Annotated in this window: 24 protein-coding genes; 13 read left to right on the plus strand and 11 right to left on the minus strand. The window is 63.2% G+C overall.

What is annotated here, in order from left to right; genetic code table 11:
* Nucleotides 1–33 precede the first annotated feature (33 nt).
* On the minus strand, nucleotides 34–1,392 hold the full coding sequence (locus tag LC068_RS04960) for a pectate lyase family protein (protein ID WP_226635019.1): 1,359 nt from the start codon (nucleotides 1,390–1,392) through the stop codon (nucleotides 34–36).
* A gap of 185 nt (nucleotides 1,393–1,577) precedes the next feature.
* Here LC068_RS04960 and LC068_RS04965 point away from each other — a divergent pair, with 185 nt between their 5' ends.
* The 6 genes from LC068_RS04965 to LC068_RS04990 all read left to right on the plus strand — a co-directional run bounded on the left by LC068_RS04965 (nucleotide 1,578) and on the right by LC068_RS04990 (nucleotide 6,774).
* Nucleotides 1,578–2,417 (plus strand): 2-keto-4-pentenoate hydratase, encoded by an 840-nt coding sequence (locus tag LC068_RS04965; protein ID WP_226635021.1) that lies wholly within the window; start codon nucleotides 1,578–1,580, stop codon nucleotides 2,415–2,417.
* Complete coding sequence (locus LC068_RS04970; RefSeq protein WP_226635024.1) at nucleotides 2,414–3,415, plus strand: TRAP transporter substrate-binding protein; 1,002 nt, start codon at nucleotides 2,414–2,416, stop codon at nucleotides 3,413–3,415. The genes LC068_RS04965 and LC068_RS04970 overlap by 4 nt, the downstream gene beginning before the upstream one ends.
* A gap of 35 nt (nucleotides 3,416–3,450) precedes the next feature.
* Nucleotides 3,451–3,948, plus strand: a complete 498-nt coding sequence (locus LC068_RS04975) for a TRAP transporter small permease (protein ID WP_209116866.1) — start codon at nucleotides 3,451–3,453, stop codon at nucleotides 3,946–3,948.
* Nucleotides 3,949–3,950: 2 nt separating this feature from the next.
* Complete coding sequence (locus LC068_RS04980) at nucleotides 3,951–5,231, plus strand: TRAP transporter large permease (RefSeq protein ID WP_226635026.1); 1,281 nt, start codon at nucleotides 3,951–3,953, stop codon at nucleotides 5,229–5,231.
* Nucleotides 5,232–5,233: 2 nt separating this feature from the next.
* Complete coding sequence (locus LC068_RS04985; protein ID WP_404825185.1) at nucleotides 5,234–6,322, plus strand: PfkB family carbohydrate kinase; 1,089 nt, start codon at nucleotides 5,234–5,236, stop codon at nucleotides 6,320–6,322.
* Between the two features lie 77 nt (nucleotides 6,323–6,399).
* The gene (locus tag LC068_RS04990) at nucleotides 6,400–6,774 is read left to right on the plus strand and encodes an acetyl-coenzyme A synthetase N-terminal domain-containing protein (protein WP_226635030.1); all 375 of its coding nucleotides are present in this window, start codon (nucleotides 6,400–6,402) and stop codon (nucleotides 6,772–6,774) included.
* A gap of 328 nt (nucleotides 6,775–7,102) precedes the next feature.
* Here LC068_RS04990 and LC068_RS04995 read toward each other — a convergent pair whose 3' ends face one another.
* Together LC068_RS04995 and LC068_RS05000 are read right to left on the minus strand one after the other, a co-directional pair.
* Nucleotides 7,103–8,716: a recombinase family protein gene (locus LC068_RS04995; protein ID WP_226635032.1), complete on the minus strand. Its 1,614-nt coding sequence runs from the start codon at nucleotides 8,714–8,716 to the stop codon at nucleotides 7,103–7,105.
* Nucleotides 8,713–9,195: a DUF2924 domain-containing protein gene (locus LC068_RS05000; RefSeq protein ID WP_226635033.1), complete on the minus strand. Its 483-nt coding sequence runs from the start codon at nucleotides 9,193–9,195 to the stop codon at nucleotides 8,713–8,715. The genes LC068_RS04995 and LC068_RS05000 overlap by 4 nt, the downstream gene beginning before the upstream one ends.
* 430 nt (nucleotides 9,196–9,625) lie before the next feature.
* On the opposite strand from LC068_RS05000, the gene acs reads away from it, so the two are divergent.
* The 4 genes from acs to LC068_RS05020 are packed head-to-tail and all read left to right on the plus strand — an operon-like array spanning nucleotide 9,626 to nucleotide 14,345.
* Nucleotides 9,626–11,560: an acetate--CoA ligase gene (gene acs / locus LC068_RS05005; RefSeq protein ID WP_226635034.1), complete on the plus strand. Its 1,935-nt coding sequence runs from the start codon at nucleotides 9,626–9,628 to the stop codon at nucleotides 11,558–11,560.
* Nucleotides 11,557–12,564, plus strand: a complete 1,008-nt coding sequence (locus tag LC068_RS05010) for a mannose-1-phosphate guanylyltransferase (RefSeq protein WP_226635035.1) — start codon at nucleotides 11,557–11,559, stop codon at nucleotides 12,562–12,564. The genes acs and LC068_RS05010 overlap by 4 nt, the downstream gene beginning before the upstream one ends.
* The gene (locus LC068_RS05015; protein ID WP_226635036.1) at nucleotides 12,557–13,021 is read left to right on the plus strand and encodes a VanZ family protein; all 465 of its coding nucleotides are present in this window, start codon (nucleotides 12,557–12,559) and stop codon (nucleotides 13,019–13,021) included. The genes LC068_RS05010 and LC068_RS05015 overlap by 8 nt, the downstream gene beginning before the upstream one ends.
* Nucleotides 12,999–14,345, plus strand: coding sequence for an MFS transporter (locus tag LC068_RS05020; RefSeq protein WP_226635037.1), 1,347 nt, complete (start codon nucleotides 12,999–13,001; stop codon nucleotides 14,343–14,345). The genes LC068_RS05015 and LC068_RS05020 overlap by 23 nt, the downstream gene beginning before the upstream one ends.
* On the opposite strand, the gene LC068_RS05025 is transcribed toward LC068_RS05020, so the two are convergent.
* The 7 genes from LC068_RS05025 to LC068_RS05060 all read right to left on the minus strand — a co-directional run bounded on the left by LC068_RS05025 (nucleotide 14,342) and on the right by LC068_RS05060 (nucleotide 21,264).
* Entirely contained in the window at nucleotides 14,342–15,271 is a 930-nt protein-coding gene (locus LC068_RS05025) for an NAD-dependent epimerase/dehydratase family protein (protein WP_226635038.1), read from the minus strand. The genes LC068_RS05020 and LC068_RS05025 overlap by 4 nt on opposite strands.
* The gene (locus tag LC068_RS05030) at nucleotides 15,255–15,857 is read right to left on the minus strand and encodes a sugar transferase (protein ID WP_226635040.1); all 603 of its coding nucleotides are present in this window, start codon (nucleotides 15,855–15,857) and stop codon (nucleotides 15,255–15,257) included. The genes LC068_RS05025 and LC068_RS05030 overlap by 17 nt, the downstream gene beginning before the upstream one ends.
* Before the next feature lie 17 nt (nucleotides 15,858–15,874).
* On the minus strand, nucleotides 15,875–16,873 hold the full coding sequence (locus tag LC068_RS05035) for an NAD-dependent epimerase/dehydratase family protein (protein ID WP_226635042.1): 999 nt from the start codon (nucleotides 16,871–16,873) through the stop codon (nucleotides 15,875–15,877).
* Between the two features lie 14 nt (nucleotides 16,874–16,887).
* A complete protein-coding gene (locus tag LC068_RS05040) occupies nucleotides 16,888–18,363 on the minus strand; it encodes an aminotransferase class I/II-fold pyridoxal phosphate-dependent enzyme (RefSeq protein WP_319002473.1) in 1,476 nt (491 codons plus the stop codon).
* A gap of 67 nt (nucleotides 18,364–18,430) precedes the next feature.
* The gene (gene neuC / locus LC068_RS05050; protein ID WP_226635045.1) at nucleotides 18,431–19,579 is read right to left on the minus strand and encodes a UDP-N-acetylglucosamine 2-epimerase; all 1,149 of its coding nucleotides are present in this window, start codon (nucleotides 19,577–19,579) and stop codon (nucleotides 18,431–18,433) included.
* 6 nt (nucleotides 19,580–19,585) lie between these two features.
* Nucleotides 19,586–20,614, minus strand: a complete 1,029-nt coding sequence (neuB, locus tag LC068_RS05055) for an N-acetylneuraminate synthase (RefSeq protein ID WP_226635048.1) — start codon at nucleotides 20,612–20,614, stop codon at nucleotides 19,586–19,588.
* On the minus strand, nucleotides 20,614–21,264 hold the full coding sequence (locus tag LC068_RS05060) for an acetyltransferase (protein WP_226635050.1): 651 nt from the start codon (nucleotides 21,262–21,264) through the stop codon (nucleotides 20,614–20,616). Before LC068_RS05060 ends, neuB begins: the two co-directional genes overlap by 1 nt.
* 56 nt (nucleotides 21,265–21,320) lie before the next feature.
* Between LC068_RS05060 and LC068_RS05065 the strand changes: the two genes are divergently transcribed.
* From LC068_RS05065 to LC068_RS05075, 3 genes are all read left to right on the plus strand, one after another.
* Nucleotides 21,321–22,055, plus strand: coding sequence for an acylneuraminate cytidylyltransferase family protein (locus LC068_RS05065; protein ID WP_226635051.1), 735 nt, complete (start codon nucleotides 21,321–21,323; stop codon nucleotides 22,053–22,055).
* A gap of 135 nt (nucleotides 22,056–22,190) precedes the next feature.
* Nucleotides 22,191–23,546, plus strand: a complete 1,356-nt coding sequence (locus LC068_RS05070; RefSeq protein WP_226635052.1) for a hypothetical protein — start codon at nucleotides 22,191–22,193, stop codon at nucleotides 23,544–23,546.
* 32 nt (nucleotides 23,547–23,578) lie between these two features.
* Nucleotides 23,579–24,205, plus strand: a complete 627-nt coding sequence (locus LC068_RS05075; protein ID WP_226635053.1) for a phytanoyl-CoA dioxygenase family protein — start codon at nucleotides 23,579–23,581, stop codon at nucleotides 24,203–24,205.
* 9 nt (nucleotides 24,206–24,214) lie between these two features.
* Here LC068_RS05075 and LC068_RS05080 read toward each other — a convergent pair whose 3' ends face one another.
* Entirely contained in the window at nucleotides 24,215–25,075 is an 861-nt protein-coding gene (locus LC068_RS05080) for a hypothetical protein (RefSeq protein ID WP_226635054.1), read from the minus strand.
* Nucleotides 25,076–25,580 lie beyond the last annotated feature (505 nt).

Below are 25,580 nucleotides of genomic sequence, written 5' to 3' on the forward strand. Positions count from 1 at the left end.
TACCGGTGTTCAGGACACGGCTGTCGGGCGGGCTCAGGTGCCGCGGCGACGGGCCGGCCGGTCCAGCACATCGTCACGCTTGGGCGTCATGTCGTGCAGGTTCCAGTCGTCCGGATTGAACGGCTTGCGGGTCGGCTCGGTGACCTCGGGATAGCCGCCGACCTCGCTTTCGTTGTCGATGATCTCGCCCCGGCCCTCGGCCACCTCGGCGATCAGCAGGACGTCGCGCATGTCGCGGTCCCAGGGCCGGGCGCCGGCGGTCGACAGGACGGCGCGCTGGACGTCGACGGCGGGCATGGGATCGAGGCCGTCCCACCAGACGGGCGGACGCGAGACCTCGATGATGCGGGCGGGCGAGGTGGTGTAGCGACCGAACATGCGCAGCGGCTCGCCGACCTGGTCCACGGCGATGTTGTCGCGGCCGTAGTATTCGAGATCACCCGCACCGCCGATCATCAGGAAGGCCAGATGGTCGGTCGGTGTGGACGGACCGGCGCGCAGGACGTTGCCGATGGCGGTCATCTTGCCGACCTCGAACGGCACATCCCCCCACTCCTCGGGCGCGAGGTTGTAGTGGATGGCGCGCTGGCCCGGGTCGTAGATCAGATTGTTGAGGATGATGCCGTGGACGCCGCCCTTGAACAGCGGGCTGCGCTCATAGTTGTGGGCGTAGAGGTTGCCGACGATCAGCAGGCCGGTGACATTGTCGTGGATCAGCGAACCCTTGGAGTGCTCGCCCTTGGAGTGGCTGGCATAGGCCAGGCTCTCGCCCACGATATTGTTCGAGAAGGTGATGTTGTGGCTGGTGCCCGCACGCCATTCCTCAGGCGTCGAGCCGGTGAAGCGCGGGCCCGAGGCCGAGAGGTTCTCGTCGGTCGCCCAGGTCAGGCTGCAATGGTCGATGATGACGTTGTACGCGCCGACCGTGGAGATGCCGTCCTCGTCCCAGCCGCTCATCCAGCCCTGACCGGCCGAGCCGGGGCGGATGCGGAGATGCTGCACGATGACATCATGGGCGCTGATGTCGATGCCGCCGCGGATCAGGGTGATGCCCGGCGAGGGGGCCGTCTGGCCGGCGATGGTGATGAAGGGATTGCGAAGACGCAGGGTCTGCATCTCCAGGTCAATCACGCCGCCGACCTCGAAGACGACGATGCGCGGGCCCTCGGCCTCGATGGCCGCCCGGAGCGAGCCCGGACCCTCCTTGTTGAGGTTGGTCACGCGGATGATCTGGCCACCCCGTCCGCCGGGCGTGACGGAAGCCCAGCCGAGGGCGCCCGGGAAGGCCGGACCGGCATCCTGGGCCCGCGCCGGGGCCGGGCCGGACAGGCCGATTGTCACGACGGCGAGCAGGCCGAGGCAGGCGGTGATCAGAGACTGGCGACGGTTCATCGGCTTCCTTCCCGGTTCGGGAGTCATCTTTGCACGAACCCCCGGTCCGTCGTGACGCCCTTTGTCCCGATTCAAATTGACACCGGTTTCCTTCCTGCGCAATGTCAAAAGAAAACGGGAGGTCGCGTGCGCGTGTACCTATATAATTCAGTGACTTGCCTGCGTCTCTCGCCCGAGTCGACGTCATGACGGCCTCTGCCATGCCGGTGGCGCCGCCGCTGTCGGAACAGGGACGGATGATCGCGCGGGCCTTTGTCGAGGCGCGCCGTTCGGGCCGCGCCCTGCCGACCTATCCGGGCGAGCAGCCCGAGGGTCTGGACGCCGCCTACGCCATTCAGGATGCAGCCATCGCGCTGGTCCCCGACGCGATCGCCGGCTGGAAGCTGGGCCGCATCCCCCCGCCGCTGGATGCCCGGTTTGGCGCCGGGCGACTGGCCGGACCGATCTTTGCCGCCAATGTTCAGGCCGCCGGGGGCGTGGTCGAATTCCCGCTCATCGAGGGCGGCTTTGGCGCGGTCGAGGCCGAATACCTTCTCCTTATGGCCGAGACGCCGACCCTGCGCGACGGCTGGACTCCGGCCGAGGCCACCCGGCTGGTCAGCCAGGTGCGCGTCGGCGTCGAGATCGCCGGCAGCCCGTTTCCCGGCATCAATGACCATGGCCCGGCGGTCACGGCCTCGGACTTCGGCAACAATGCCGGGCTGATCCTGGGCGCCGAAGTCGACCGCGACTGGGCGGGGCAGCCCGATGCGCTGGCCGATCTGGTCTGCGAGATGCGGATCGACGGACAGACGGTCGGCACCGGCGGCACGACCAGTATTCCCGGCGGGCCGTTCGACTCCCTGGCCTTTCTGCTGAATGCGCTACACCGTCGGGGCCTCAGGCCAGAGGCGGGGCAGTGGATTTCGACCGGAGCGGCGACCGGGGTCCACCGGATCGTCGCCGGACAGTCGGCCGAGGCCGATTTCGGACCGCATGGCATCATCGCCTGTCGCGCGGTCCGCGCCGAAGGAGGTGCCGGATGATCCCCACACGCAGACGACTTCTGACGGGCGGACTGGCAGGCGCAGGGGCTGCAGCCCTGGCTGGCTGCGGGGGACGCGCCACAACCGGCGGCACCCGGCTTCTGCACGCGGCCGATGTGCATCCGGCCGACTATCCGACCGTCACCGCGGTCAAGTGGATGGGCGAGGAGCTGGGGCGCCTGACCGATGGACGGCTGGGAATCCGGAGCTTCCCGTCCGGGCAGCTGGGCAATGAGGACGATTCGATCGGCCTCGCCCGCTATCAGGCGATCGATATTTGCCGGGTGGCGGCGGCGGCGCTGAACAACGCCTTTCCCGAGACCAGCCTGCTGTGCCTGCCCTATGTGTTTCGCTCGGTCGAGCACATGAGGACCGTGGTCGATGGCGAGATCGGTACCCGCCTGCTGAATGTGTTCGAGGATCGCGGGCTGGTGGGCCTGGCCTATTACGACGCGGCGCCACGCAGCCTGTACAATGTGCGTCGTCCCGTATTCGAGCCGGACGACCTGAAGGGCCTGAAGATCCGGGCGCCGCAGTCCGACATCTTCCTCGACACGGTCCGCGCCATGGGCGCCAATCCGACGCCGCTGACGTTCGGGGCGGTCTTCTCGTCGCTGCAGACCCATCTGATCGACGGCGCCGAGAACAACTGGCCCAGCTATCAGTCCAGCCGCCAGTATGAGGTGGCGCGGTACTGGAGCGATACGAAGCACCTGTATTCGCCGGACGCCCTGCTGATCTCCAAGGCGTCGATGGACGCGCTCACGCCGGGGGACCGGGATCTGGTGCGCGATGTGGCCCGCCGGTCGGTTCCGCTGATGCGGGTCGAGTGGGACCGTCGCGAGGCCGAGGCGCGCGCCGCGGTCATTGAGGCCGGGACCCAGGTCAATGCCGTCGATACCGAGGCCTTTGCCCGCGCCGTTGAGCCCGTGAACGCGAAATACACCCGCGGCGCCGGTCTGGCGTCGCTCTACGAACAGATCACAGCGGCCGGCTGAACGGCCCCACATCCAACGGCTCCGGGGAGGAACCGATGACATCATCCGACGCGCCCCGAAAGGGCCTGCTGGACCATCTGTCCCGCATCGTGCTGGGACTGGCGGGGGCCGCCCTGCTGGCCATGGCGCTGATCCAGGCGTGGCAGGTCTTTGCCCGCTATGTGCTGAACGACTCCCCGGGCTGGACCGAGCCTGTGGCGCTGATCCTGATGAGTGTGGCGGTCATGTTCGGCGCCGCCGTGGGCGTGCGCTTCGAGACCCACTTCGCCTTCCAGACCCTGGCCCACGCCATGCCGGGACCGATCCGCGCGGGCCTCGCGACCCTGTCGCGTCTGATCGCGGCGGCGACCGGCCTGGGGCTGGCGACCATGGGCGGCTATCTGATGCTGGATGACTGGACCGTGCCGCTGGCCGGTGCCCCGCTGCCCTCGGGCCTGAAATTCCTGGGTCTGGCGCTGGGCGGCGTGCTGATCCTGATCTTTGCGCTGGAGCGCCTGTTCACCGGCGCCCCCAAGCCGGTCCGGGAGGACTGAACATGGAATTCATCATCCTGTTCGGGGTTCTGGCCCTGTTGCTGGTTCTGGGTGTCCCCGTCGCCTTCTGTCTGATGGGGGCAACGCTTGCGACCGTGCTCTATCTGGCGCTGCCGCCGATCGTGGTGTTCCAGCAGATGGGGTCGGACATGGCCTCGGTGGCCCTGCTGGCCATTCCGCTGTTCATCTTCACCGGCGAGCTGATGATGAAGGGGGGATTGTCCGACCGGATGATCGCGCTGGCCTCGTCGCTGGTCGGCCATGTGCGCGGCGGTCTGGGTCAGGTGACGGTGGTCGGCTCGACCCTGTTCGGCGGCGTGTCCGGCTCGGCCATCGCCGACGTCTCGGCCATCGGCGGTACCATGATCCCGCAGATGCAGAAGCGCGGCTATGAAAGCGACTATGCGGTCAATGTCACCATTTCGGCGGCGCTGGTCGCCCTGCTGGTCCCGCCCTCGCACAACATGATCCTGTATTCGGCCTCGGCCGGGGGCGGCGTGTCGATCTCGGACCTGTTCGCCGGCGGCATCGTTCCGGCCCTGATGCTGGCCGTCGCCCTGATGGTCACCGCCTACTGGGTCGCGCGCCGGCGGGGCTATGCGGCCGAGACCTTCCCGGGCTTCGGCACGGTGCTGACGCGGCTGATCGCGGCCATCCCGGGCCTGCTGCTGGTCGTCATCATCTTCGGCGGCATCCGGGCCGGCATCTTTACCGCCGTGGAGTCTGCCTCGATCGCCGTGGTCTACGCCATCGTCGTCACCGGTCTGGTCTATCGCCACATGCGCTGGGCGGCCTTCAAGCAGGCCTGCATCGGGGCGGCCCGAACTTCGGGCGCGGTGCTGTTCATCATCGGCTGTGCGGGGGCGTTCGGCTGGCTGATGGCCTTCCTGCAGGTGCCCAGCACCATGATCGAGGTGCTGAACGGCCTGACCGACAATCCGGTCATCATCATGCTGATGATCATCGGCTGCCTGCTGTTCCTGGGCACCTTCATGGACATGGCGCCGCTGATCATCATCGTCACGCCGATCTTCCTGCCGGTGGCCAAGGCGTTCGGGGTCGACCCCGTCCAGTTTGGCGTGATCCTGCTGCTGAGCTGCGGCATCGGCCTGATCACGCCGCCGGTCGGATCGGTGCTGTTCGTGGGCAGCGCCATCGCGAGGATTCCGATGACGCAATCGCTGCGGTCGATCTGGCCCTTCTACTTCGCCTGTGTGATTGTGCTGATGCTGGTGACCTTCATCCCGGCACTGTCACTGTGGCTGCCTTCGCTCATGAAATGACCTTGTTGCCCCATCTGAAGTCGCGGGACGGTGTCCGCTGGGACGCCGTGGCCCTGGGTGAGGTCATGCTTCGACTGGATCCCGGCGAGGGGCGTATCCGCACCGCCCGCCAGTTCCAGGTGTGGGAAGGCGGCGGCGAGTACAATGTGGCGCGCGGACTGGCGCGGACCTTCGGCCAGCGGACAGCGGTGGTGACCGCCCTGCCCCGCACCGATTTGGGGGCACTGGTCCATGAGCTGATCCAGACGGGTGGCGTGTCGGACTCGCACATCGTCTGGCGCGCGGGCGATCCGGTCGGACGCGAGAACCGGGTGGGGCTGAACTTCACCGAGCGGGGCTTTGGCCCCCGGGGCGCGCTGGGCGTGTCGGACCGGGCGCATTCGGCGACCTCGACGCTTGCGGCCGAAGATGTCGACTGGGACCATCTGTTCGGGACCGAGGGCGTGCGCTGGTTCCACACGGGCGGGATCTTCTCGGCCCTGTCCGCGACGACCGCCGAGACGGCGCTGGCGGCGGTCACGGCCGCGCGGCGCCACGGCACCGTGGTCAGCTATGACCTCAACTATCGCGCCAGCCTGTGGGCGGCCCATCCGGACCCGGACGCGGCCCGGCGCACCAACCGCGCCATTGCCGAACAGGTCGATGTGCTGATCGGCGACGAGTACAGCCTGGCCTCATGCCTCGGCATCGAGACGCCCGAGACCCGCAGCGACGCCTGTGATCCGCGTCCCATGGCGGCGGCGGCGGAACGGCTGGCCAAGGACCTGCCGAACCTGCGCCTGCTGGCCGGGCCGATGCGTGACCCGGTCACCGCCTCGATGAACCGCTGGGGCGCGGCGGCCTGGGCCGACGGCAAGCTGGTCACGCTGGACCCCGTGCCGGTCGACATTCTGGACCGGGTGGGCGGCGGGGATGGCTTCGTCTCGGGTCTGGCCTTTGGCCTGATGGACGGGCGCCCGTTGGAAGAGGCCCTGGCGCTGGGCCACGCCCACGGGGCGCTGGCCATGACCACCCCCGGCGACAACGCCATGACCTCGCTCGAGGAAGTCGAGGCCCTCGCCCGGGGCGGCAGCGCCGCCGCCCGCCGCTGATCACACCAGGATTTTCCGGCGACGCTGGAAACCGGCAGCCGCATGCTGTTGGATGCCCCCTCAGTGAGAGGTGATGCATGCACGAACCGGCGATCTATCCCGTCCCCGAGGAATGGGCCCGCACGGCCCATGTGAACCGGGCGCGCTACGAGAATGCGTGCAAGGCGGCGGAAACGGACCCGGACGGATTCTGGCGCGGGGTGGCCGGGCGGCTGGAATGGATGTCCTTCCCGAACCGGATCAAGGACGTCAGCTTCAACAAGGACGACTTCCATATCCGCTGGTTCGAGGACGGCGTCCTGAACGTCTCGGTCAACTGTATCGACCGGCACCTGCCCGAGCGGCGCGACGATGTCGCCATCCTCTGGGAAGGCGATGACCCGGCCGAGAGCGCGGCTATCACCTATGGCGAACTGCACAGCGCGGTCTGTCGTATGCGTAGAAAAAGTTGATCTTTTTCAGTGGGCTAGAGAACTCCGAACTTGAGGCGACTAATCCGCCGCTTTCATTGGCTCTCCCGGCATTGAGAAAGATACTGAGCGTTTTCATACTGGTAGGCAATCCGTGTGGATGCCGCAGTGGAGAATCTGCGCTCTCCGGTTTGGCGCGGGCATTTCCCTGCAAACAGGGAATCAAACAGGGAATTTCTCGGGGCACTCCGCCGCTGTCGCTCGAGCGGCTGGCTCACAACACTATAATTCTTGGGCTTTTCACGTGCAGCGCCCACCCGCCAGCGTCGCTAGCAGGGAATTTTTTCGAGCTTAACAGGGAATATTTTCGTCAGAGCAGGGAAACGTCGGTGCGTTTAGGGCGATCAAAGCCCAGCAGTCGCCGCTGGGCTTTCCAGGACAACGGCAAGGGACAGGCCTTCTGAAGACTGGTCACGGTGAGACCGACTGGCTGACGCCCCTCGACCAGTGCCTGTTTGAGATCCGGTGCAAGGAAACCGACCTCGATAACGTTCGAGACATGCTGAAGACTGAGCCCTTCGCGCGTCGCGATCGCTTCCATCGATTTCACGCGGCCGGTGGCCAGGTCCTGCATCCATCCGTGGGCGGTGCCCAAAAGTCTGATGATCGCTTGGTCCGGCGCGCGAGGGCCTGTCTCTACGAGCAGGGTCGAGAACCCTCGGTTGCCCTTGAGACGGACCGCCAGATTCAATTCGGTGTCTTTGTCCAACAGCCCGCAGGTGCCTTCAGCCCGAATCTGGATCGTCATGGCTGTGGGACTGATACGGATCCACTCGATCAGCTGCTCGATCGCCTCCCGGGCGGCCGCCGTCCGCCCTCCCTGGGCGTACGCAAGTCTCTCTATGAGTTCCGGGTTCTCGCTTCCACCCTTGGATTTCTGAACGGCAGTCAGGAACCGCACGACGGCCCCGACCACCGCCTTATTGACCTGTACTTCTGATAGTCTCCGCTCGCCCCCAGAGGTTTCGGAAAAGCAGTAGAAGCCCCCTTCCCTTGGCCGAAAACGTTGGGGTGCAGTGGTCATGGGAACACCATTTGGGGCCTGGATGAGGCCCTTCAGCAGGATTGGCGGCAGAGGCGGATGGTTCTTACGGAAGCGCTCTTCCAGTCTCTTCTTGATCGCCTGGGCCTCATCGAAGGTCTTCCTGTCGATGATGGCCTTGTGACGCCCTGGATAGAACGTCCCATTGTGCCGAATGAACCCCACATAGATGGGCTGGGTCAGAAGGACGCGAAGATCGCTGTGCGTGAAGGGACGGTCCGGTTGGGGATTGTCAGAACCCAAAGTCCGATTCCGCTTCATCACGCCCAGGCGTTTGCACTCATTGGCGAGAGGGACAATGTCGCGGATTTCGAGGAAGCGAGCGAAGAGGTAGCGCACCACTTCAGCTTCCTCCGGTACGACGATCAGTTTTCGAGCCTCGGTTCGATACCCGAACGGAACGAAGCCGCCGGTCCACATGCCTTTGGCCGCAGAGGCGGCCAGCTTGTCGCGGATCCGCTCTGCGGTGATCTCCCGTTCGAACTGAGCGAAGGAAAGGAGCACGTTCAGCATCAGCCGGCCCATGCTGTCGGCCGTGTTGAACGACTGTGTGACCGACACGAACGACACGCCGGCCTTGTCGAACAGCTCCGCCAGCTTGGAGAAGTCGAAGAGCGAACGGGTCAGCCGGTCAATCTTGTAGATGACGACCAGGTCCACCTTGCCTGCCGCGATGTCAGCGAGGAGCCGAGACAGGCCCGGACGTTCTGTGTCACCGCCTGAGAACCCATTGTCATCGTAGCGATCCGAGAGCACCGTCCAACCCTCATGCCGGTGGCTCAGCACATAGGCCTCACAGGCCTCGCGCTGTGCATCCAGGGTGGTGAACTCCTTCACCTCCGCCTCAGCTACCGAGCGTCGGGTGTAGATAGCGCACCTCATCTTGGAAGAGGCTTCCGTCGGCGCCGCAACTGTGGTGCGGAGAAGAACACCAAACCGTTCCAGCGGGTGCCAGTGATCTCCCGGGCAATGGCAGACAGGGACCGATAGTGCGTGCCCTTGTGAAGGAGGCCTTGCGCCGTCTCGACCACGACATGCTCCTCTCCTTTCCAGGTCCGGCGATAGACCACGGCTCCTCCTTGGGGGTCGCTCAACGCCGCACCCTCGCCAGAGGGAACAGGACTCTCGGTCTCTTCAGACTGGAACTTATAGGCGATGAGGCGTCGGAGCTTCGTGATGAGGAGCCGTGGAGGCTCCGATCGCCACCGCCGGCGCCAGAAGTACCTCAATGCCTCACGTTCTGCGGATTCCAGCGACTTGATGAACTTCTCGACATCGGGATCCTGAGACCATTGCGCCTCCAAGTCAGCTGGCTTGAGTGTCGCGGCAGGCACGTCTGGAACCCGAAGCTTGGCGCCCATGTCAGAGCCCCCTCGGGTACGGCGGCTCCTCCTCCCGGGTATCCGCTCTTCGGAGGCAGACCGCCATGGCAGCTGAGATCGCGGCCAGGTCCCTGCCAGCTGCCATCAGTCCCACGACAGTGCTCCAGGACGGTTCAGCTTCCACCCTGGCCGTCAGAGCGATGGCGTCTTCGACGATCACATCCGCGACGCGACATAGGTCCAACAGGGGCGAGCGAAGGTCTGGCATGGATGGGTCCCGTTCGATTGACGGGACGGACTGACGCTCGAACGCGGACGAAAGTCCACTCAAGTCTGGATGTCCAGGAAGGGGTTGGCCTCAGCCTGCGCAAAGGCTCAGCATGCGCTCTGAATTGTGCGTTATTCCCAGGGGTAGGCTGGCATGGGGCGCACTCTTGCTGTTGGATGCCGCGGCGTTGAGAGGTGATGCATGCACGAACCGGCGATCTATCCCGTCCCCGAGGAATGGGGCCGCACGGCCCATGTGAACCGGGCGCGCTATGAGAATGCGTGCAAGGCGGCGGAAACGGACCCGGAGGGATTCTGGCGCGGGGTGGCCGGGCGGCTGGAATGGATGTCCTTCCCGAACCGGATCAAGGACGTCAGCTTCAACAAGGACGACTTCCATATCCGCTGGTTCGAGGACGGCGTTCTGAACGTCTCGGTCAACTGTATCGACCGGCACCTGCCCGAGCGGCGCGACGACGTCGCCATCATCTGGGAAGGCGATGACCCGGCCGAGAGCGCCGCGATCACCTATGGCGAACTTCACGCCGCGGTCTGTCGGATGGCCAATGTGCTGAAGACCCATGGGGTGAAGCGCGGCGACCGGGTAACGCTGTACATGCCGATGATCCCCGAGGCCGCTTATGCCATGCTGGCCTGTACGCGGATCGGGGCGATCCATTCCGTCGTGTTCGGCGGCTTTTCGCCCGACAGCCTGGCCGGGCGGATCGAGGACTGCGGTTCGGACTTCGTCATCACCGCCGACGAAGGTCTGCGCGGCGGCAAGACCATTCCGCTGAAGGCCAATGTCGATGCGGCGCTGGAAAAGGTCAGCGTGCGCCATGTGCTGGTCGTGCGGCGCACGGGGGCGGACATCGACTGGGTCGACGGCCGCGACATCGACTATGGCCCCGAGGCTGCGGCCGCCGGCACCGAATGCATGCCCGAGCCCATGGGCGCCGAGGACCCATTGTTCATCCTCTATACCTCGGGCTCGACCGGCAAGCCGAAGGGGGTGCTGCACACCACCGGCGGCTATCTGCTGTGGGCGGCCTGGACCCACGAGCTGACCTTCGACTACCGCCCCGGGCAGGTGTTCTGGTGCACGGCCGATGTGGGCTGGGTCACGGGACACAGCTATCTGGTCTATGGGCCGCTGGCCAATGCGGCGACCACGGTGATGTTCGAGGGGGTGCCCAACTATCCGGACGCCAGCCGCTTCTGGCAGGTGGTCGACAAGCACCGGGTCGAGATCTTCTACACGGCACCGACGGCGCTGCGCGCCCTGATGCGCGAGGGCGACGGGCCGGTGAAGGCGACGTCGCGCGCGTCGCTGAGACTGCTGGGCACAGTGGGCGAGCCGATCAATCCCGAGGCCTGGCGCTGGTATCATGAGGTGGTCGGCGACGGCCGCTGCCCGATCGTCGACACCTGGTGGCAGACCGAGACCGGGGGGCATCTGATCACCCCCCTGCCCGGCGCGACGGACCTGAAGCCCGGGTCGGCGACCCTGCCCCTGCCCGGCATATCGTTGCAGGTGGTGGACGCCGAGGGCCATGAGCTGACGGGCGCAACCGAGGGCAATCTGTGCATCACCGACAGCTGGCCGGGCCAGATGCGCGGAGTATACGGCGACCATCAGCGGTTCTTTGACACCTATTTCGCGACCTATCCCGGGCGCTATTTCACCGGGGATGGATGTCGCCGGGACGAGGACGGCTATTACTGGATTACCGGCCGGGTCGACGACGTACTGAACGTCTCGGGTCACCGGATGGGGACCGCCGAGATCGAGAGCGCGCTGGTGCTGCATCCGGCCGTGGCCGAGGCCGCCGTGGTCGGCTATCCCCATGACATCAAGGGCCAGGGCATCTGGGCCTATGTGACGCTGACGGCGGGCGTGGAGCCGACCGAGGCGCTGAGGGCCGAGCTGGTGAAGCACGTCCGGGCCGAGATCGGGCCGATCGCCGCGCCCGATGTCATCCAGTGGGCCCCGGGCCTGCCCAAGACGCGCTCGGGCAAGATCATGCGGCGCATCCTGCGCAAGATCGCCGAGAATGAGTTGGGTTCGCTGGGCGACACCTCGACCCTGGCCGATCCCGGCGTGGTCGACGATCTGGTCAAGGGTCGGCACGCGTGACGTCAGGCCGGAACTATCCCGTCATCCTGTGCGGAGGCGCGGGGACGCGGCTGTGGCCCGCGTCGCGGCCGGACCGTCCCAAGCCGTTCCTGGACCTGACGGGGTCGCTGTCCCTTTTCCAGCTGGCGGTGCGGCGGGTGCTGCCTCTGATCGAGGAGGACGGTCGGCTGCTGGTCGTCGGCGGCGAGGCCCATGCGCACTTGATCACCGAACAGCTGTCGGCGCTGGGCGCCGAGGCCACCGTCCTGCTGGAGCCGGAAGGCCGGGATTCGGGCCCTGCCGTCGCCGCGGCCGCCGCCTGGGTCGAGGCGAACGACCCGAACGGGCGGGTGATGATCCTGGCCTCGGACCACCACATTCCCGACGAGGCCGGATACCGTCAGGCGCTGCTGACGGCGGCCGACGCCGCAGACGACGGGCGCGTCGTGACACTCGGGGTCGCCCCGACCCAGCCATCCTCGGCCTATGGCTATATTCGCGCGGAGGGCCCGGGCCTGTCGCCCGTCGCGCGCTTCATCGAGAAGCCGGACACCATGCAGGCGCAACAGCTGATCATGGAGGGCTGCCTGTGGAACAGCGGCGCCTTCATCGCCACGGCGCGGACGCTGAAGGCCGAGGTTTTGGACCACGCCCCGGATATCTGGCGCGCGGTGGAGGGGGCGGTGCCGGCCGAGGGCGGTCGGCTGGGCGACGGCTTCCTGTCGGCGCCGAGGCTGTCATTCGACTACGCCGTGATGGAGAAGACGGCGCGGGCTTCGGTCCTGCCGCTGTCGCTGGCCTGGTCTGATCTGGGCGCCTGGGATGCGGTGGCTGCGGTCAGCCAGGGCGAGGGCACGCCCCATCTGGCCCATGACAGCGCGGGATGCTGGGTGCGGGCACCGGACGGGGTGACGGTCGCGACGCTGGGCGTCTCGGGACTGGCGGTCATCGTCGAGCCGGATGCGGTACTGGTCTGCGACCTGTCTCGGGCTCAGGACGTAAAAAGGTTGCTGGCGCATGAGTGAAAATTCGATGCGAGTGCCTGAGATGGCAGGGCCCTCGCCAATCCTCTGGCTTATCGCGGTCCGTGCGCTTGCGCTGGTCGCGACGGCCTTCACCCTGTGGCTCGCGTTCAAGGTGCCAGGCGAAGAGGGGCGGCTTATCCCATGGGACAAGGCGGGGCATTTTCTGAGCTTCTATGTCCTGACCCTGCTGTTCTGTCTCTCCCTGCCGCGCACCCCGAAGGGGATTCTTATCCTTCTGATGCTCGCGGCAGGCGGTGCAATCGAAGTAGTACAGGGCATAGTGGGACGGGATGCCGACTGGAAAGACTGGGTCGCGGATGGGACCGGCATCGCTTTCGCGGTCCTGCCCGGGTGGTTCGAACTATTACGGCGAAGACTAATTGGTCCAGAACCGCCGTCTGGGTTGGGCGAAGAGGAATTCGCAGGAGACCAGCATGAAGCACGAACAGACGGCTGACCTGCCCTATCTGCGCAAGGTGGTCGGGGCCTCCATGGCCGGGACTGTGGTCGAGTGGTACGAATTCTTCCTCTATGCGACCGTCGCTACCCTGGTGTTCGGCGAGCTGTTCTTTCCCCAGACCGGCAATGAGCTGGACGGCATCATTGCCGCCTTTGCCACCTACGCCGTGGGCTTCATCGCCAGGCCGCTGGGAGGGGTGGTGTTCGGGCACATCGGGGACCGGATCGGGCGCAAGTCGCTATTGCAGTTCAGCCTGGTCCTGATCGGGGTTTCGACCTTCCTGATGGGCTGCCTGCCCGGTTTCGCCAGCATCGGCTACTGGGCGCCGGCCCTGTTGGTGCTGTTGCGCTTCATTCAGGGGTTTGCCCTCGGCGGGGAATGGGGCGGGGCCGTGCTGCTGGTGACCGAGCACAGCCCGAACCGCTCGCGCGCCTTCTGGGGCAGCTTTCCGCAGGCCGCGGTGCCGATCGGCAATCTGCTGGCCACAGTCGTGATCCTGGCGCTGTCGGCGACCCTCAGTGAAGAGGCCTTTACCGCCTGGGGCTGGCGGGTCGGCTTCTGGCTGTCGGTCGTGATCATCGCCATCGGCTACTACATCCGCACCCAGGTGTCGGACTCGCCGATCTTCAAGGCGGCGCAGGAGAAGGTCGAGGCCGAGCCCGAGACCCGCCATGGCCTGACCGAAGTGTTCCGAAACAACCCGCGCGGCCTGCTGACCGCCATGGGCCTGCGGTTCGGCGAGAACATCCTGTATTATATGGTGGTCACCTTCTCGATCACCTATCTGCACCACCGCGAGGTCAACACCACGCGGATCCTGGCCCTGCTGTTCCTAGCCCACATCGCCCATGTGGTGGTGATTCCGATCATCGGGCGGCTGGCCGATCGGCTGGGGCGCAAGCCGGTCTATGTCGCCGGCGCTGGGCTGGCGCTGCTGTGGCCGTTTATCGCCTTTCCGCTATTCGACACCGGCCAGACCGCGACCATCCTGCAGGCCATCGTGCTGGGCCTGATCGTCCACGGCATGATGTATGCCGCCCAGCCCGCCATCATGACCGAGATGTTCCCCACGCGGATGCGCTATTCCGGAGTGTCGCTGGGCTATCAGGTGACAGCCATCTTTGCGGGCTCCTGGGCGCCGATGGTCGGCACCTTCCTACTGCGCGAGACCGACAGCTGGGTGCCGATCGCCTGGTACATCGTGGGCGCCGCCGCGGTCAGCCTGCTCGCCGCCCTGATGATGCGCGAGACAAAGGGGGCGTCGCTGGCCGGGATCGACAGGGAGGATGCGCAGCGGTCGGCGGGCGCGAAGGCGGGCTAGGTGGTCGCGCTGGGCGTGGACGCTGACTCCGAAATCGCCGCACGAACAGCCTCACGCGCTTGCTCGACCGGTAGCCAGCCGCTGTCCTGCCAATGATCACGATCAACCTGAAGCGGATCAAAGAGGCTGGTTATCATTCCCTCCTTGCCCACGGCCCTAGCCGAAATTTCTAGCAGTGCACGCGGGACCGGCCATAGGCGAACACGCCGGTTCATCGCTTCACCCATGACAGTTATAAGGCCAGCCGTATCGAAATCTCCCGGGTCAGCCGGAATAAGACACCTGACCGGGACCCGGGCCACGATCACGTGCCTGAGGGCCGAAATTAGACTATCGATCGAGCAGAAACTCCGCTCTGCCTTGGCCTTGCCGAAAGGCAAGGGCAAGCCGGAGCAGACAAGTTTCGCCAGTAGCGGGAAATTTCCCTTGCACCCTGGACCATAGATCATTGGTGGCCGCAGGATTGTAACCTCCAGGGCCGAGCGCTTTGTAACATCCTTCAGGTATCTCTCTGCCGCCAGCTTCGACCGTCCGTAGGCCGAAACAGGATTGCAAGGTGATTCAGGAGACACAGGCGACGCCGACGTCTGCCCGTGCACCGCGATCGAGCTGACAAAGATGAACCGCTTGACCCGCGCCGCCATGGCCAGTTCGACAACCTCTGCGACCAGAGTTGCATTGGCTTGATGCATCTCGGCCTCGGTCGCCTTGCGATGCGCTATCGCCGAAAGGTGTACGAGGCAGTCAAGTCCCGAAAACTGGGTTGGATCCTTGGTCAGCACTTCGACCGGCGCACCGCCGACGACACCCGAACGCCGTCCGAATAGCCGTGGGGCGAAGCCCTCCGTCTGAAGGGAACTGGCAAGACGACTTCCGATATAGCCCGTTGCCCCGATGATGCCGACGCGTTCAAGGGCGGATGGCATCACCTTGCCCCTTTCCGGCTACTGTCATGAAAATCAGGGCGAAATAATCCCGAATGTTGGGGTTTCGGACCCAAATGGCATCCCCCTTGGCCAGATCGAGGGGGGTGGACATGTCGATACCATTGACCTGGGCGGGACCTGTCACTCCGGGGCGTATGTCAAACGCGTGCACCTTGCGTCGGGCTTCGATAAGTTCGACCTGGCTGGGCAGGCATGGACGAGGCCCAACCAGACTCATATCGCCCCAAAGGACATTCCATAGCTGAGGAAGCTCATCGAGCTTCAATCGTCTGAGTAACCGACCGAGCGCCGTGACATAGGTTGACGAGACTTCATGTGTTCCTGCCGTCGGAGCATTCTCGGCCATGGTGCGAAGCTTGTAGCAGACGAAGATTTTTTCGTGACGCCCTACCCGGTGCTGGCGGAAAATGGCCGGCCCCTTGGAATCCACACGAACCGCAATCGCGACAACGGCCAAAAGGGGCAATGTCAGAAGCCCCCCGAAAAATGCAGCCAGGACATCCAATACCCGAAGAATGGCCATCTGTGTAGCAGCCCATTCTGAGAGCTGAGTGTCGTCGTTCATTTCGGTTGGCTCCTCCATCAAAGATTGTACCTTTGGCGGAACCAGCCGACGAAGGCCGGGACGCCGACTCTGATCGGGGTTTCGGGCTTGTAGCCGGTCAGGCGCTCCAGTAGGTCGGGCGAGGCAGTGGTGTCGGGCACATCGCCGTCCTGCATGGGCAGGAACTGCTTGTCGGCCTGTTTACCCAGCGCCTTCTCGAGCTCGGCGATATAATCCATCAGCGGACTGGGCTTGCCCCCGCCGATGTTCACCAGCCGGAAGGGGGCCGCGTGGGACAGGGTGTCGCCCTCGACCGGCGGGGCCGTGCCCGGGACCACGTGGACCAGACGCACGATCGACTCGACTAGGTCGTCGACGAAGGTGAAGTCCCGTGACATCTGGCCCTCGCCGTAGACCTCGATAGGTTTGCCCTCGAGCATCAGCTTGGCGAATTTGAACAGGGCCATGTCGGGACGGCCCCAGGGGCCATAGACGGTGAAGAAGCGGAAGAAGGTCGTCGGCGTGCCGAACAGGTGCGCATAGGAGTGCCCCATCAGCTCCGTCGCGCCCTTGGTCGCCGCGTAGAGGGTCATGGGGTGCACTGCCTTGTCCGTCTCGCGGAACGGCATTTCGGTATTGGCGCCATAGGCCGAACTGGTCGAGGCGGCCAGCAGGTGCTTGACCGGATTGTGGCGCGCGCACTCCAGCACATTGAAGGTGCCGACCAGGTTCGAGGCCACATAAACCTCGGGGTGGTCGATGCTGTAGCGGACGCCGGCCTGGGCGGCCAGGTGGACCACCACCTCGGGCTTCGCCTTCGCCCAGACCGCATTCAGGGCCTCAGCATCCTCCAGAGCGACCCGCTCGACGCGGAAGCCCTCATAGCCCTCAAGAATGGCGTTGCGACCGTCCTTAAGGGTGACGTCGTAGTAGTCCGAGAAGTTGTCGACGCCGACGACCTCATGGCCGTCCTCCAGCAGGCGACGGGCCAGATGGAAGCCGATGAAGCCGGCCGTGCCCGTGATCAGGAACCTCATCAAAACAAGCTCGCTTAACGCTGAAAGAAACGGCGAGTGACGTCGGCTATGCGTTCAAGATCGGCGTCGGTCATATTCGAGCCGGAAGGAAAACACAGGCCCGTCCCAAACAGACGGCTCGAAACGGGCGTCTCCTCCGGATCATGTTGGTACAGCCTGTGACCGGTAAACACGGGCTGCTGATGCATGGGTTTCCACAAATGTCTGGCCTCAATCAAGTGGTCGGCGAACCACTTGATCAAGTCATCGACGCTTGCCCCCTTGTCGCTCGAGGCAACCGTTGCGCAACTGAGCCAGCGGTTGGAAAAACTCCATTCCGGTTCCGGCATCCATTCGATGGACTGAATGTCAGCCAGGGCACCGCGATAATAGTCATTGATCGCCCGACGACGAGCGATGCGATCCGACAGGACCTTCAGCTGACCCCGGCCCACTCCAGCCAGGATGTTGCTCATGCGGTAATTGTAACCGATTTCAACGTGTTGATAGTAGGGAACGGGCTCGCGAGCTTGCGAAGCAAGCATTCGCGCCTTGCGAATGAGCTCCGGGTCTCTTCCCACCAGCATACCACCGCCAGAGGTCGTGATGATTTTGTTGCCATTGAACGAAAAGGCGCCGAACGCGCCAAAAGTGCCGCTGGCCTTACCTTTGTAGGTGGCGCCCAGGGACTCGGCGGCATCCTCCAGAACCGGAACGCCGTATTCATCGGCCAGCGCCAGCAAAGGATCCATATCCGCACTCTGGCCATAGAGATTGACGATGATGATCGCCTTCGGAAGTGCACCCTCTGCTGCCGCTCCCTCGAGTGCGCGTTTGAGAGCGACAGGCGACATGTTCCAGCTGTCAGGCTCGCTGTCGATGAAGACCGGACGCGCGCCCTGATAAACGATCGGGCTTACGCTTGCGATGAAGGTGAAGTCAGACACAAAGACGGTATCGTCCCGCTCCACGCCCAACAATCGCAGACCAAGGTGGATGGCTGCTGTTCCTGACACCACCGCGCAAGCCTCTGGAACACCAACCAGGTCTGCGATTGCCTTCTCGAACGCATCGACATTGGGGCCGAGGGGAGCAATCCAATTCGTGCTGAAAGCCTCTAGGACGAACTCCATTTCCTCACTGCCGAGATGCGGCGTCGACAACAGGATGCGCTGGTCAAGCTCTCGACGCACGGCGACCTCTATGAGGCGTCCGCTGCCATCGACGACCGGCAGATGATCGATCTTGTACTGGTTCATGAGAGTCAGCATCTCGCTGAGCGTCATGGTCTCGGTTGCCGTGACCGACCGAATATCGGGCAAGGTATCGAGGCCCGCGTCAAACACCTGTCCCGCGATCATCAGGCGTCTCAGGTCGCCATCCGTTACGGTACGCAGAAACTGGCCATCGTCACCGATCAGGGCAACCATGCCGATGGCGGATCGATCGATCGCCCGCAGGGCATCGCCAATGGTATCCTTGCGGGTAACGGTGATGGGTTGGTGGGGCATTTCGACCTTTCGTCGCCGAATAGAGATCGGATCGTCGTACCAGCGCCGATCCTTACCGCGTTCATCCTTAGTAACTGAATTGCTTCTTTGTGGCTCTCGCCCCCAGGGACAGCTGAGTCAGGCAACCTGCAATCTGGTCTGCACAACCGCCCTGGTCGTAGAGGTTCTCGAACGGTCCGGTAAAAGCCAGAGCCGAGTCAATGGCTGCCCGGATTGCGTCCGGAGTGATCTCACAGTCGAAAACACTGGCGTTTCTTTCTCGCATCGCCTGACGGTCGCCAATGTTCACGGTCGGTGTCGCCAGAGACGCCGCCTCAATTATCCCCGACGACGAATTGCCAATCAGAAGGTCACTGCAAGCAAGAAGCGACAAATAGTCCCTGCGGGACAGGTGGGTGACCCAATGAAACCGCATTGGGTGGGCCGCATCTGGCTGGGCGTAACGCTTGCGGGCAGCCGCGTAGCAGTCACGGATAGACGCCGAGCCGGCATCAGAGTTCGGCGCAAACACGACGGCTCGCCCCGGAACCCGCGCTATCTGATCGATCAGGACTTCGGCCTGGGTTTCTGCTTGATCCAGATCCTGAACGACCGGGTGGAACAGCACCGATAGCAGTGGCCCCGCGCCGTCCAGTTTCAAGCGGTCGATCACAGAGCGATCAGGCGTGAAGGTGCGCAAGGCATCAAGCCCCGGCGCCCCCAGAAGAAATATGTTCTGCGGTCGCTCTCCCATGCGTATCAACCGGTCCCGGGCACCCGGAGTCGCGGGAATATGAAACTGGCTCAGACCGGTAATAGCCTGCCGCATAGGGTCATCGACCGTCCCCGAGCGTTCACCCCCGTGGAAATGCACGCACGGAATGCCCAGGAACAACGCCGCCCATGCGCCCGCCAGCATTTCGCCCCGGTCGCCCAGCAGCAACAGAAGGTCGGGTGACAGCTTGCGCAAGGACTCTGCGATGCTCTCCATCTGCCGGGCAACGCCAACGGCCATTTCGATACCGTCTTCACCCGTCATCGGCACCGAGGGAAGCAGCAGATGGGCAAAGCCGCTGTCGATGATTTCGCGCGCGGTGTAGCCGTGTTCGTCGGCAAGGTGCTGGCCGGTCACGAGCACCGTCAAATCCAGACCCGGGTCCGCATCGATGGCCCGCAGAACCTCTGTCATGAGGCCAAAGTCAGCCCGCGTTCCACTGAGGTAGGCGATCTTTCGCATAGTCGCCTACAGGTCCCCGGGTACGAATTCGCCCCGGGCAGGAATGTCCCGCGTCAGGGTGCGACCGACAAGGTGATCGTAGGCACTCGGAGCCAGTGACCCACTGGGGCGCAGGATCGCAATATCGGAGGCCGTCACAACTGTCCCCGCCGCCAGATCCCGACTGGCAAACAGGCCACGCCGGACAAGGTCAACCGCCTCCATTTCGCAGGGTTGCGGTGCCTTGACCCCATCCCCAAGCATCTTCTCGGCCCGGCGAATGTCCGTGATCATCGCGGCCAGTTCATCGGGCTCCAGCGAGGCGGCATGATCCGGCCCGGGCAAGGTGCGATCCGTCGTATAGTGTTTCTCATAGACGGTAGCCCCCAGAGCCACTGCCATCGGAGCCGCCATAACGGTCTCGGCATGATCCGAATAGCCGACCGGACAGGCGAAGGTCTCGGCCAGGGTCCGAATAGCCAGAAGATTCAGCTGGTCCATCGGCGTGGGATAGGCGCTGGTACAGTGCAGGATCGACAACCAATCGGCCAGGGGGGCAGTGAAGCCTTTGTCGGTACGCACCGCTGACAAGGCCTCGACCGCCTCACGGACTTCCTCCAGCGTCGCCATCCCGGTCGAAAGAATCAGCGGTAAGCCGTAGGCCGCAAGCTGACGCAGGAAGGGAATGTTGGTGACCTCGCCCGACGGGATCTTGATCCGCGAGATGCCGCACTGGATCAGGAAGTCAGCACTTTCGGGATCAAACGCCGTTGACATGAACTCGATTCCGCGACGGCCGGCGTGAGCGATGAGCCGGTGATGGGCGTCTTCGTCCAGCTCCAGCCGCTCAAGCAGACGGTACTGGTCCGTCTCTTCGGTTGTGAGGGCCTGATAGGCCACCGTGCGAGCCTTGGGAGTCACCGTGGCCGAAGCTTTGAAAGTCTGGAATTTGACGGCATCAGCTCCGGCATCCGCAGCGATATCGATCAACCGCTCGGCCAGGTCGATGTCGCCATTGTGGTTCACCCCCGCCTCAGCAATGAAAAAGACTGTCATCAATCGTCCCCTTGACTGGCGAGGCGGCGCGCCGGAGCGCCGACGTATGTGCCCGCCGTCCGAAGGTCGCGCCCGGCAAAGGCCAAAGCCCCCAAGGTGACGTCATCAGACAGTTCTATGCCTTGACGCACAACAGCATTGGACCCGATCCAGCAACGGGCCCCAATGCGTGCGCCACCCGCAACGACACTGCCAGGGCTCAAGTGGGCATAGTCGCCGACAATGACGTCATGCTCGACCACCGCGGACGTGTTCACGATACACCCGGTGCCGACGCGCGCCCGTGCGTTGACAACTGCACCAGCCAGAATGACGGTGCCCTCGCCAATGTCCGCCTCACGGCTGACTGTTGCTGCCGGATGTATGATGGTGGCCCCCCGGTATCCGCGCTGGCTGAGTTCACGCATGCGACGCTGGCGCACCGCATTGTTCCCGATCGCGACACACACCATCCACTCATCCGCCGGGCAGTCCGCAGTATCGCCCGGGTCCCCGACCTCGATCGGCAAGCCCAGCATGGTGTCACGCTCAGCGACAGCATCGAATATCCGGAGATGGCCCCCCGGCCACGCCACCCTGGCGGCATCGGCGACAACCGCCCCATGCCCCCCGGCCCCGATTATTGCGATGCGAGGATCGCTAGAAAACATTCCGGGACCTTTTCGACGAATATCGTGTATCACCTCACCCTTACGAGAAACGGCCCGTGACTGCCAAGTCGTTCATCGCTGCGGAAGGGGACTTTGAACCTTTGAAAACACTGGCGATCATACCCGCTCGTGGGGGATCAAAGCGTATACCCGGCAAGAACATCCGAGCCCTTCACGGGCGTCCCCTATTGGCCTGGACCGCTGACTTCGCACTCGAACTCGATCAGTTCAGCCGCGTCGTCGTGTCAACGGACGCGCCGGAGATACTTGAAGCAGGACGAAAGCTTGGTCTTTCGGACAACGGGCTGCGTCCAGACGCGCTTTCGCACGACACGGCAACGTCCATCGATGTCGTTCTGCACGAACTGGCCGAGGCCGAGGCCAGGGGGGAGCGGTATGACTGTGCCGCATTGTTGCAGCCGACGTCACCATTCCGGCGAAAGGAACGGTGGCTTGAAGCGTTCAGCTATATCACTGAGGGCAGTGCCGCTTCGGTCGTTTCGGTCGCGCACGCCCCCATGCCCCCGGAACATTGCTTTCGCCGAACAGTCGATGGCACGATGTCGGCCCTTTTTCCCGGCGGCCTCACACAACGAACGCAGGACTTGGAACCGGCCTATTGCGTGAACGGCGCACTCTACCTGGCAACTGTGACGGCGCTTCGATCAACGCGCAGCTTCTTTTCCGACCCCCTCAAGTCGGTTATCTGCACCGATCCCAGAGAAAACATCGATCTGGATACGGAACACGACTGGACGCAGGCCGAGACCTTGTTGGCCGCCGATGCGTGATGCCCGCGTCAACGTTGCCTCCGTACCTCTCGTGGTGCCGTTCGGAGTGTTAGATAGTCAGGAAGAGTGGCTGAGGGACTCCGAAGGCATGGTCACGAGCACCCCGGTATTCGCCGCCACAGGAATAGTCAGACGATGATCAAGCGGCGTCGCGCGCATACGGCTGGCCGTCCCTCGCGTCTGGAATCGACCCTGTTTTCGCTATCGAAAATTGTCGGCCTGGTCGTACGCCCGCTCGTACTTCTTTACTTCCTCAGAACTGGCAGCACGAGCCTGGCGCATGACTTTAGTCTCTTGCTGACCGCTACGGCATCCAGTTTTATCATTCTCAACAATCAAAACTTCCGACACGCGTATCAGTATTTTCTTGAACGTGGATCAGAAAATGGCGTTCGCGGCCTAGGAGGTCGCAGCATATTTTCCACTTATGTTTCTGGAACATTCACACATATTCTATGCTTCATTGCCGTTGCGGCAGCAGTTTTGTGGGTTTGGATTGGCCGCCTAGATCTATTTCTAATCGCTCTAGTACTAATAGTGATCGAGAAATATTTTGATGATGATCAACGTGTGCTTGTTTACAAGCGGAGGTACTATCAGTGGATTTTGAATTTTTCCCTTCGGGTCATCGTGCCTTCGCTTGCGTTGATCCTTGCCTATACGCTTTTCCGGGTCGAAAGCGCGAGCATATACGTCGCCGTCGCATTGCTGAGCGCTGGTTTCTATGTTGGCGTATTTCAGAGACAATTTGCCCGACTGAGCATCAAAAGCATTGCACACGATGTTCGTAAAGGCTGGCCTGAATTTTTCCGGAGCTATTTTATCCAATACCGGGAAGAATTATTTATCGCACAGATCTGGGCGTTTCTGACAGCCAACGTGATTATCGTCGACAGATTCTTTATAAATGCGACAAATCCACTGATGTTTTCAGAGTATATTTTCGCCATCAACGTTGCCAACACTGTGCAGGCGTTCCACAATCTGGGCTATGTGTCCTTCCGTCGGCCCGAACTGCTGAAGTCGTCAACGTCGGTCATCAAGGCCGAGTTTGCGCCTCTCAACTGGCTATTGCCACTCGCGCTGACCTCATTCGTGCTGGTGGGATGTCTGGCGGCGGATGCACTGGGATATCCGCTGTCGCAGCTCGACGCATCACTGCTGGTGGCCATCAGTCTGTTGTATTTTCTTCATGCCGTATCGCTTGTGGCCAAGGAGATGGCGTTTTGGCGGTTGAAGAGAAGTGTCCTCCTGGCACAGGAGTGCGTGGTTTTTCTCTTTCCAATCTCGGTCTACCTGCTCGGGTATACGGATCCGCTGATCATTGTGCTGGCGACCTGCGCGGGGGTCTTCATCCGCCTGGTCCTTCTCATTTTGCTGGCCCACCTTGCAAGCAAGCCAGGTAGCTCTCTGCGTATTTCACCCGTGGCGACGGCCCCATCCCGACCTTCGGGTCGCGAACGACAAAGTGCCAAGGCGCAGCGACCATAGCCCCTGGCAGGAGCGCATGGTAAGCTGACATCATGACCACGGACATCGTACGTTTCCTTGACGCTCCGGCTTGCGCGACACTCCGCGCGACTGTTGACCGCACGCTTGCAGCAAACGCAGTCAGCCTTTGGCGCGATGAGTGCGATTCCGATGTCCGCATCTATAACGCCGAACGGAAGGTTCCTGAGTTCCGCCCCCTGTTTGAGTCTATGTTGGCGCATTACACAGCCAAGCGCGGGACGGCTCCGAACCATGCCTTCCTGATGGTCAACCGGGTCACGCCCAAGCCAGGCAACCAGGGTTCTGGCAATGGCTGGCACCGGGATACCTGGATAAGCCAGCACAAGGTGTTTGTGTTTCTGTCAGATGTCGGTGAGGCCAACGGCCCCTTCGAGTACATACCCGGCTCCAACAGTCCGGTGGCCAAGGTGAGGGATGTGGTCCGCTACCGGCGTAGCTTGCGCGTTCCAGAGGACCATGTGCGTGGCCCCGGCACATTGCTGACGGTTACAGCGGGCGAAGGCGTGTTCTTTGACACGACAACCCTGCACAGAGGCAGCCCGATACGTGAAGGCGAGCGCTATGCAGCCACACTCTATGCCTTCGACGCACGCGGGAAGAAGCTGCAACGAAGTCGGGAACGCTTCGACGCCATGTAGCAGACTGATTCAGGCAGGTGGGGCCATCAGTACTTCGATTGCCTGTTTGGCGTCCCAACGCATGGCCTCGGGCGTGGAAGTCTGAGTGGCGTCAAAGCGTGCAAACCGCTGTCGCCACTGGGCATCGAAAAAATCGCCGAACCTGTCGAGTTCGGACAGGTCCCGATGGGTCCAGTCAGGCAGCACGCCCGCGGCCAGAAATCCGTAGGCGTCATACCCCAGGGTGTCCAAGCCGTCTCTGTAAAGCGTGGGGACACCGAAGTGCAGCAACTCCATGCCAATGCCACTGTTTGGAATGACCGCGAGATCGATGGCACTGGCAAATGCCTCGGCGCTCTGACCTGGCGTACCGGCTATGATGCGAGGCGGGTCGAGCAAGCCGTCTACCGACTGGTGACTGGCCGGATGACGGCGAAGCACAATGCCCTCGACGCCAGCGACCTTTTTCATCTGGTTGACCAACTTGGCCAAGGCCGCAGCATCCCACGATAGGGGCAGGCTAATTCCCACGGTTTTGATGGGTGCGCCCGGATCAATCGGCCGACCGCTTTCCCGATAGGGCGACAGCACGACCATCTTGTTTTTTGGGTACTCCAGCGCGGGATGGTTGTGCGCGGCCTGGCGGTAGATGTCACACGAGACGGCATCATACAAAAGCGCCAGATCTACGGGCAGCGGTAGAAACTCGGGCGCCACCGGCGCGTGCTGGCGGTATACCGTCCCGATGCCGTGGTGCCTCGCGGCAAAAATGACCGCCGTCGGAATCGGGGAATGGTCATTGGCAACAACGACCAGCCGGCAGGGCGCGTTGTCAAACTCCAGATCGTAGAAGGCAATCGCAGCGGTGCCCAACAGCAGTTGCAGGGACAAGAACGGGCCACGTCCGCGCGCTCGGGGCACGAGAGCACTTGCACGCCATATCCCTTTTAACGCGCCAGCTCGTCGAAATCGATGGCCTGGACTGGTGCGCCTTGCAGTTGCCCCGATACGACGATCCTCGCGGTGGGAAAGCAATGAGCGGACCTCCTCCAGCGCTCGCTTGTTGTTTTGGGTCTCACCGGAGAAGAAGACGTCTACATCCGATACTGGGCGCAGCCCCGGTAGGAACAGGTAAATCGCAACACCGGCCAGAAAAGCGGTCGTGCGATACCGAGTGAGAACATGAGCTACAGCATAGACAAACCAGTGAAGAACACGCCCCCGCGACAGGTCCCTGTGGAAGGCATCGTATTGGGCGCGACCAAAGAACCTGGCCAGTCTTTCGAAATAGGACTTGATCCACTCTGGCGCCGCGGTCGAGTTCGGTAGCGTGTTCTTTTGAGGCATCGTTTACGCCGAGTCACTTGCAAGTAGAAATCAACAGGGCGCAGTCAGC

Origin of the sequence: Brevundimonas poindexterae, from assembly GCF_020524625.1 — a bacterium.
GTDB classification, from domain to species: domain Bacteria; phylum Pseudomonadota; class Alphaproteobacteria; order Caulobacterales; family Caulobacteraceae; genus Brevundimonas; species Brevundimonas poindexterae_A.

Coding starts and splice junctions, on each gene's coding strand:
- LC068_RS04960 (WP_226635019.1), bottom strand. CDS start 1,392: ATGAACCGTCGCCAGTCTCTGATCACCGCCTGCCTCGGCCTGCTCGCC.
- LC068_RS04965 (WP_226635021.1), top strand. CDS start 1,578: ATGACGGCCTCTGCCATGCCGGTGGCGCCGCCGCTGTCGGAACAGGGA.
- LC068_RS04970 (WP_226635024.1), top strand. CDS start 2,414: ATGATCCCCACACGCAGACGACTTCTGACGGGCGGACTGGCAGGCGCA.
- LC068_RS04975 (WP_209116866.1), top strand. CDS start 3,451: ATGACATCATCCGACGCGCCCCGAAAGGGCCTGCTGGACCATCTGTCC.
- LC068_RS04980 (WP_226635026.1), top strand. CDS start 3,951: ATGGAATTCATCATCCTGTTCGGGGTTCTGGCCCTGTTGCTGGTTCTG.
- LC068_RS04990 (WP_226635030.1), top strand. CDS start 6,400: ATGCACGAACCGGCGATCTATCCCGTCCCCGAGGAATGGGCCCGCACG.
- LC068_RS04995 (WP_226635032.1), bottom strand. CDS start 8,716: ATGAGGTGCGCTATCTACACCCGACGCTCGGTAGCTGAGGCGGAGGTG.
- LC068_RS05000 (WP_226635033.1), bottom strand. CDS start 9,195: ATGGGCGCCAAGCTTCGGGTTCCAGACGTGCCTGCCGCGACACTCAAG.
- acs (WP_226635034.1), top strand. CDS start 9,626: ATGCACGAACCGGCGATCTATCCCGTCCCCGAGGAATGGGGCCGCACG.
- LC068_RS05015 (WP_226635036.1), top strand. CDS start 12,557: ATGAGTGAAAATTCGATGCGAGTGCCTGAGATGGCAGGGCCCTCGCCA.
- LC068_RS05020 (WP_226635037.1), top strand. CDS start 12,999: ATGAAGCACGAACAGACGGCTGACCTGCCCTATCTGCGCAAGGTGGTC.
- LC068_RS05025 (WP_226635038.1), bottom strand. CDS start 15,271: ATGCCATCCGCCCTTGAACGCGTCGGCATCATCGGGGCAACGGGCTAT.
- LC068_RS05030 (WP_226635040.1), bottom strand. CDS start 15,857: ATGAACGACGACACTCAGCTCTCAGAATGGGCTGCTACACAGATGGCC.
- LC068_RS05035 (WP_226635042.1), bottom strand. CDS start 16,873: ATGAGGTTCCTGATCACGGGCACGGCCGGCTTCATCGGCTTCCATCTG.
- LC068_RS05040 (WP_319002473.1), bottom strand. CDS start 18,363: ATGCCCCACCAACCCATCACCGTTACCCGCAAGGATACCATTGGCGAT.
- neuC (WP_226635045.1), bottom strand. CDS start 19,579: ATGCGAAAGATCGCCTACCTCAGTGGAACGCGGGCTGACTTTGGCCTC.
- neuB (WP_226635048.1), bottom strand. CDS start 20,614: ATGACAGTCTTTTTCATTGCTGAGGCGGGGGTGAACCACAATGGCGAC.
- LC068_RS05060 (WP_226635050.1), bottom strand. CDS start 21,264: ATGTTTTCTAGCGATCCTCGCATCGCAATAATCGGGGCCGGGGGGCAT.
- LC068_RS05070 (WP_226635052.1), top strand. CDS start 22,191: ATGATCAAGCGGCGTCGCGCGCATACGGCTGGCCGTCCCTCGCGTCTG.
- LC068_RS05075 (WP_226635053.1), top strand. CDS start 23,579: ATGACCACGGACATCGTACGTTTCCTTGACGCTCCGGCTTGCGCGACA.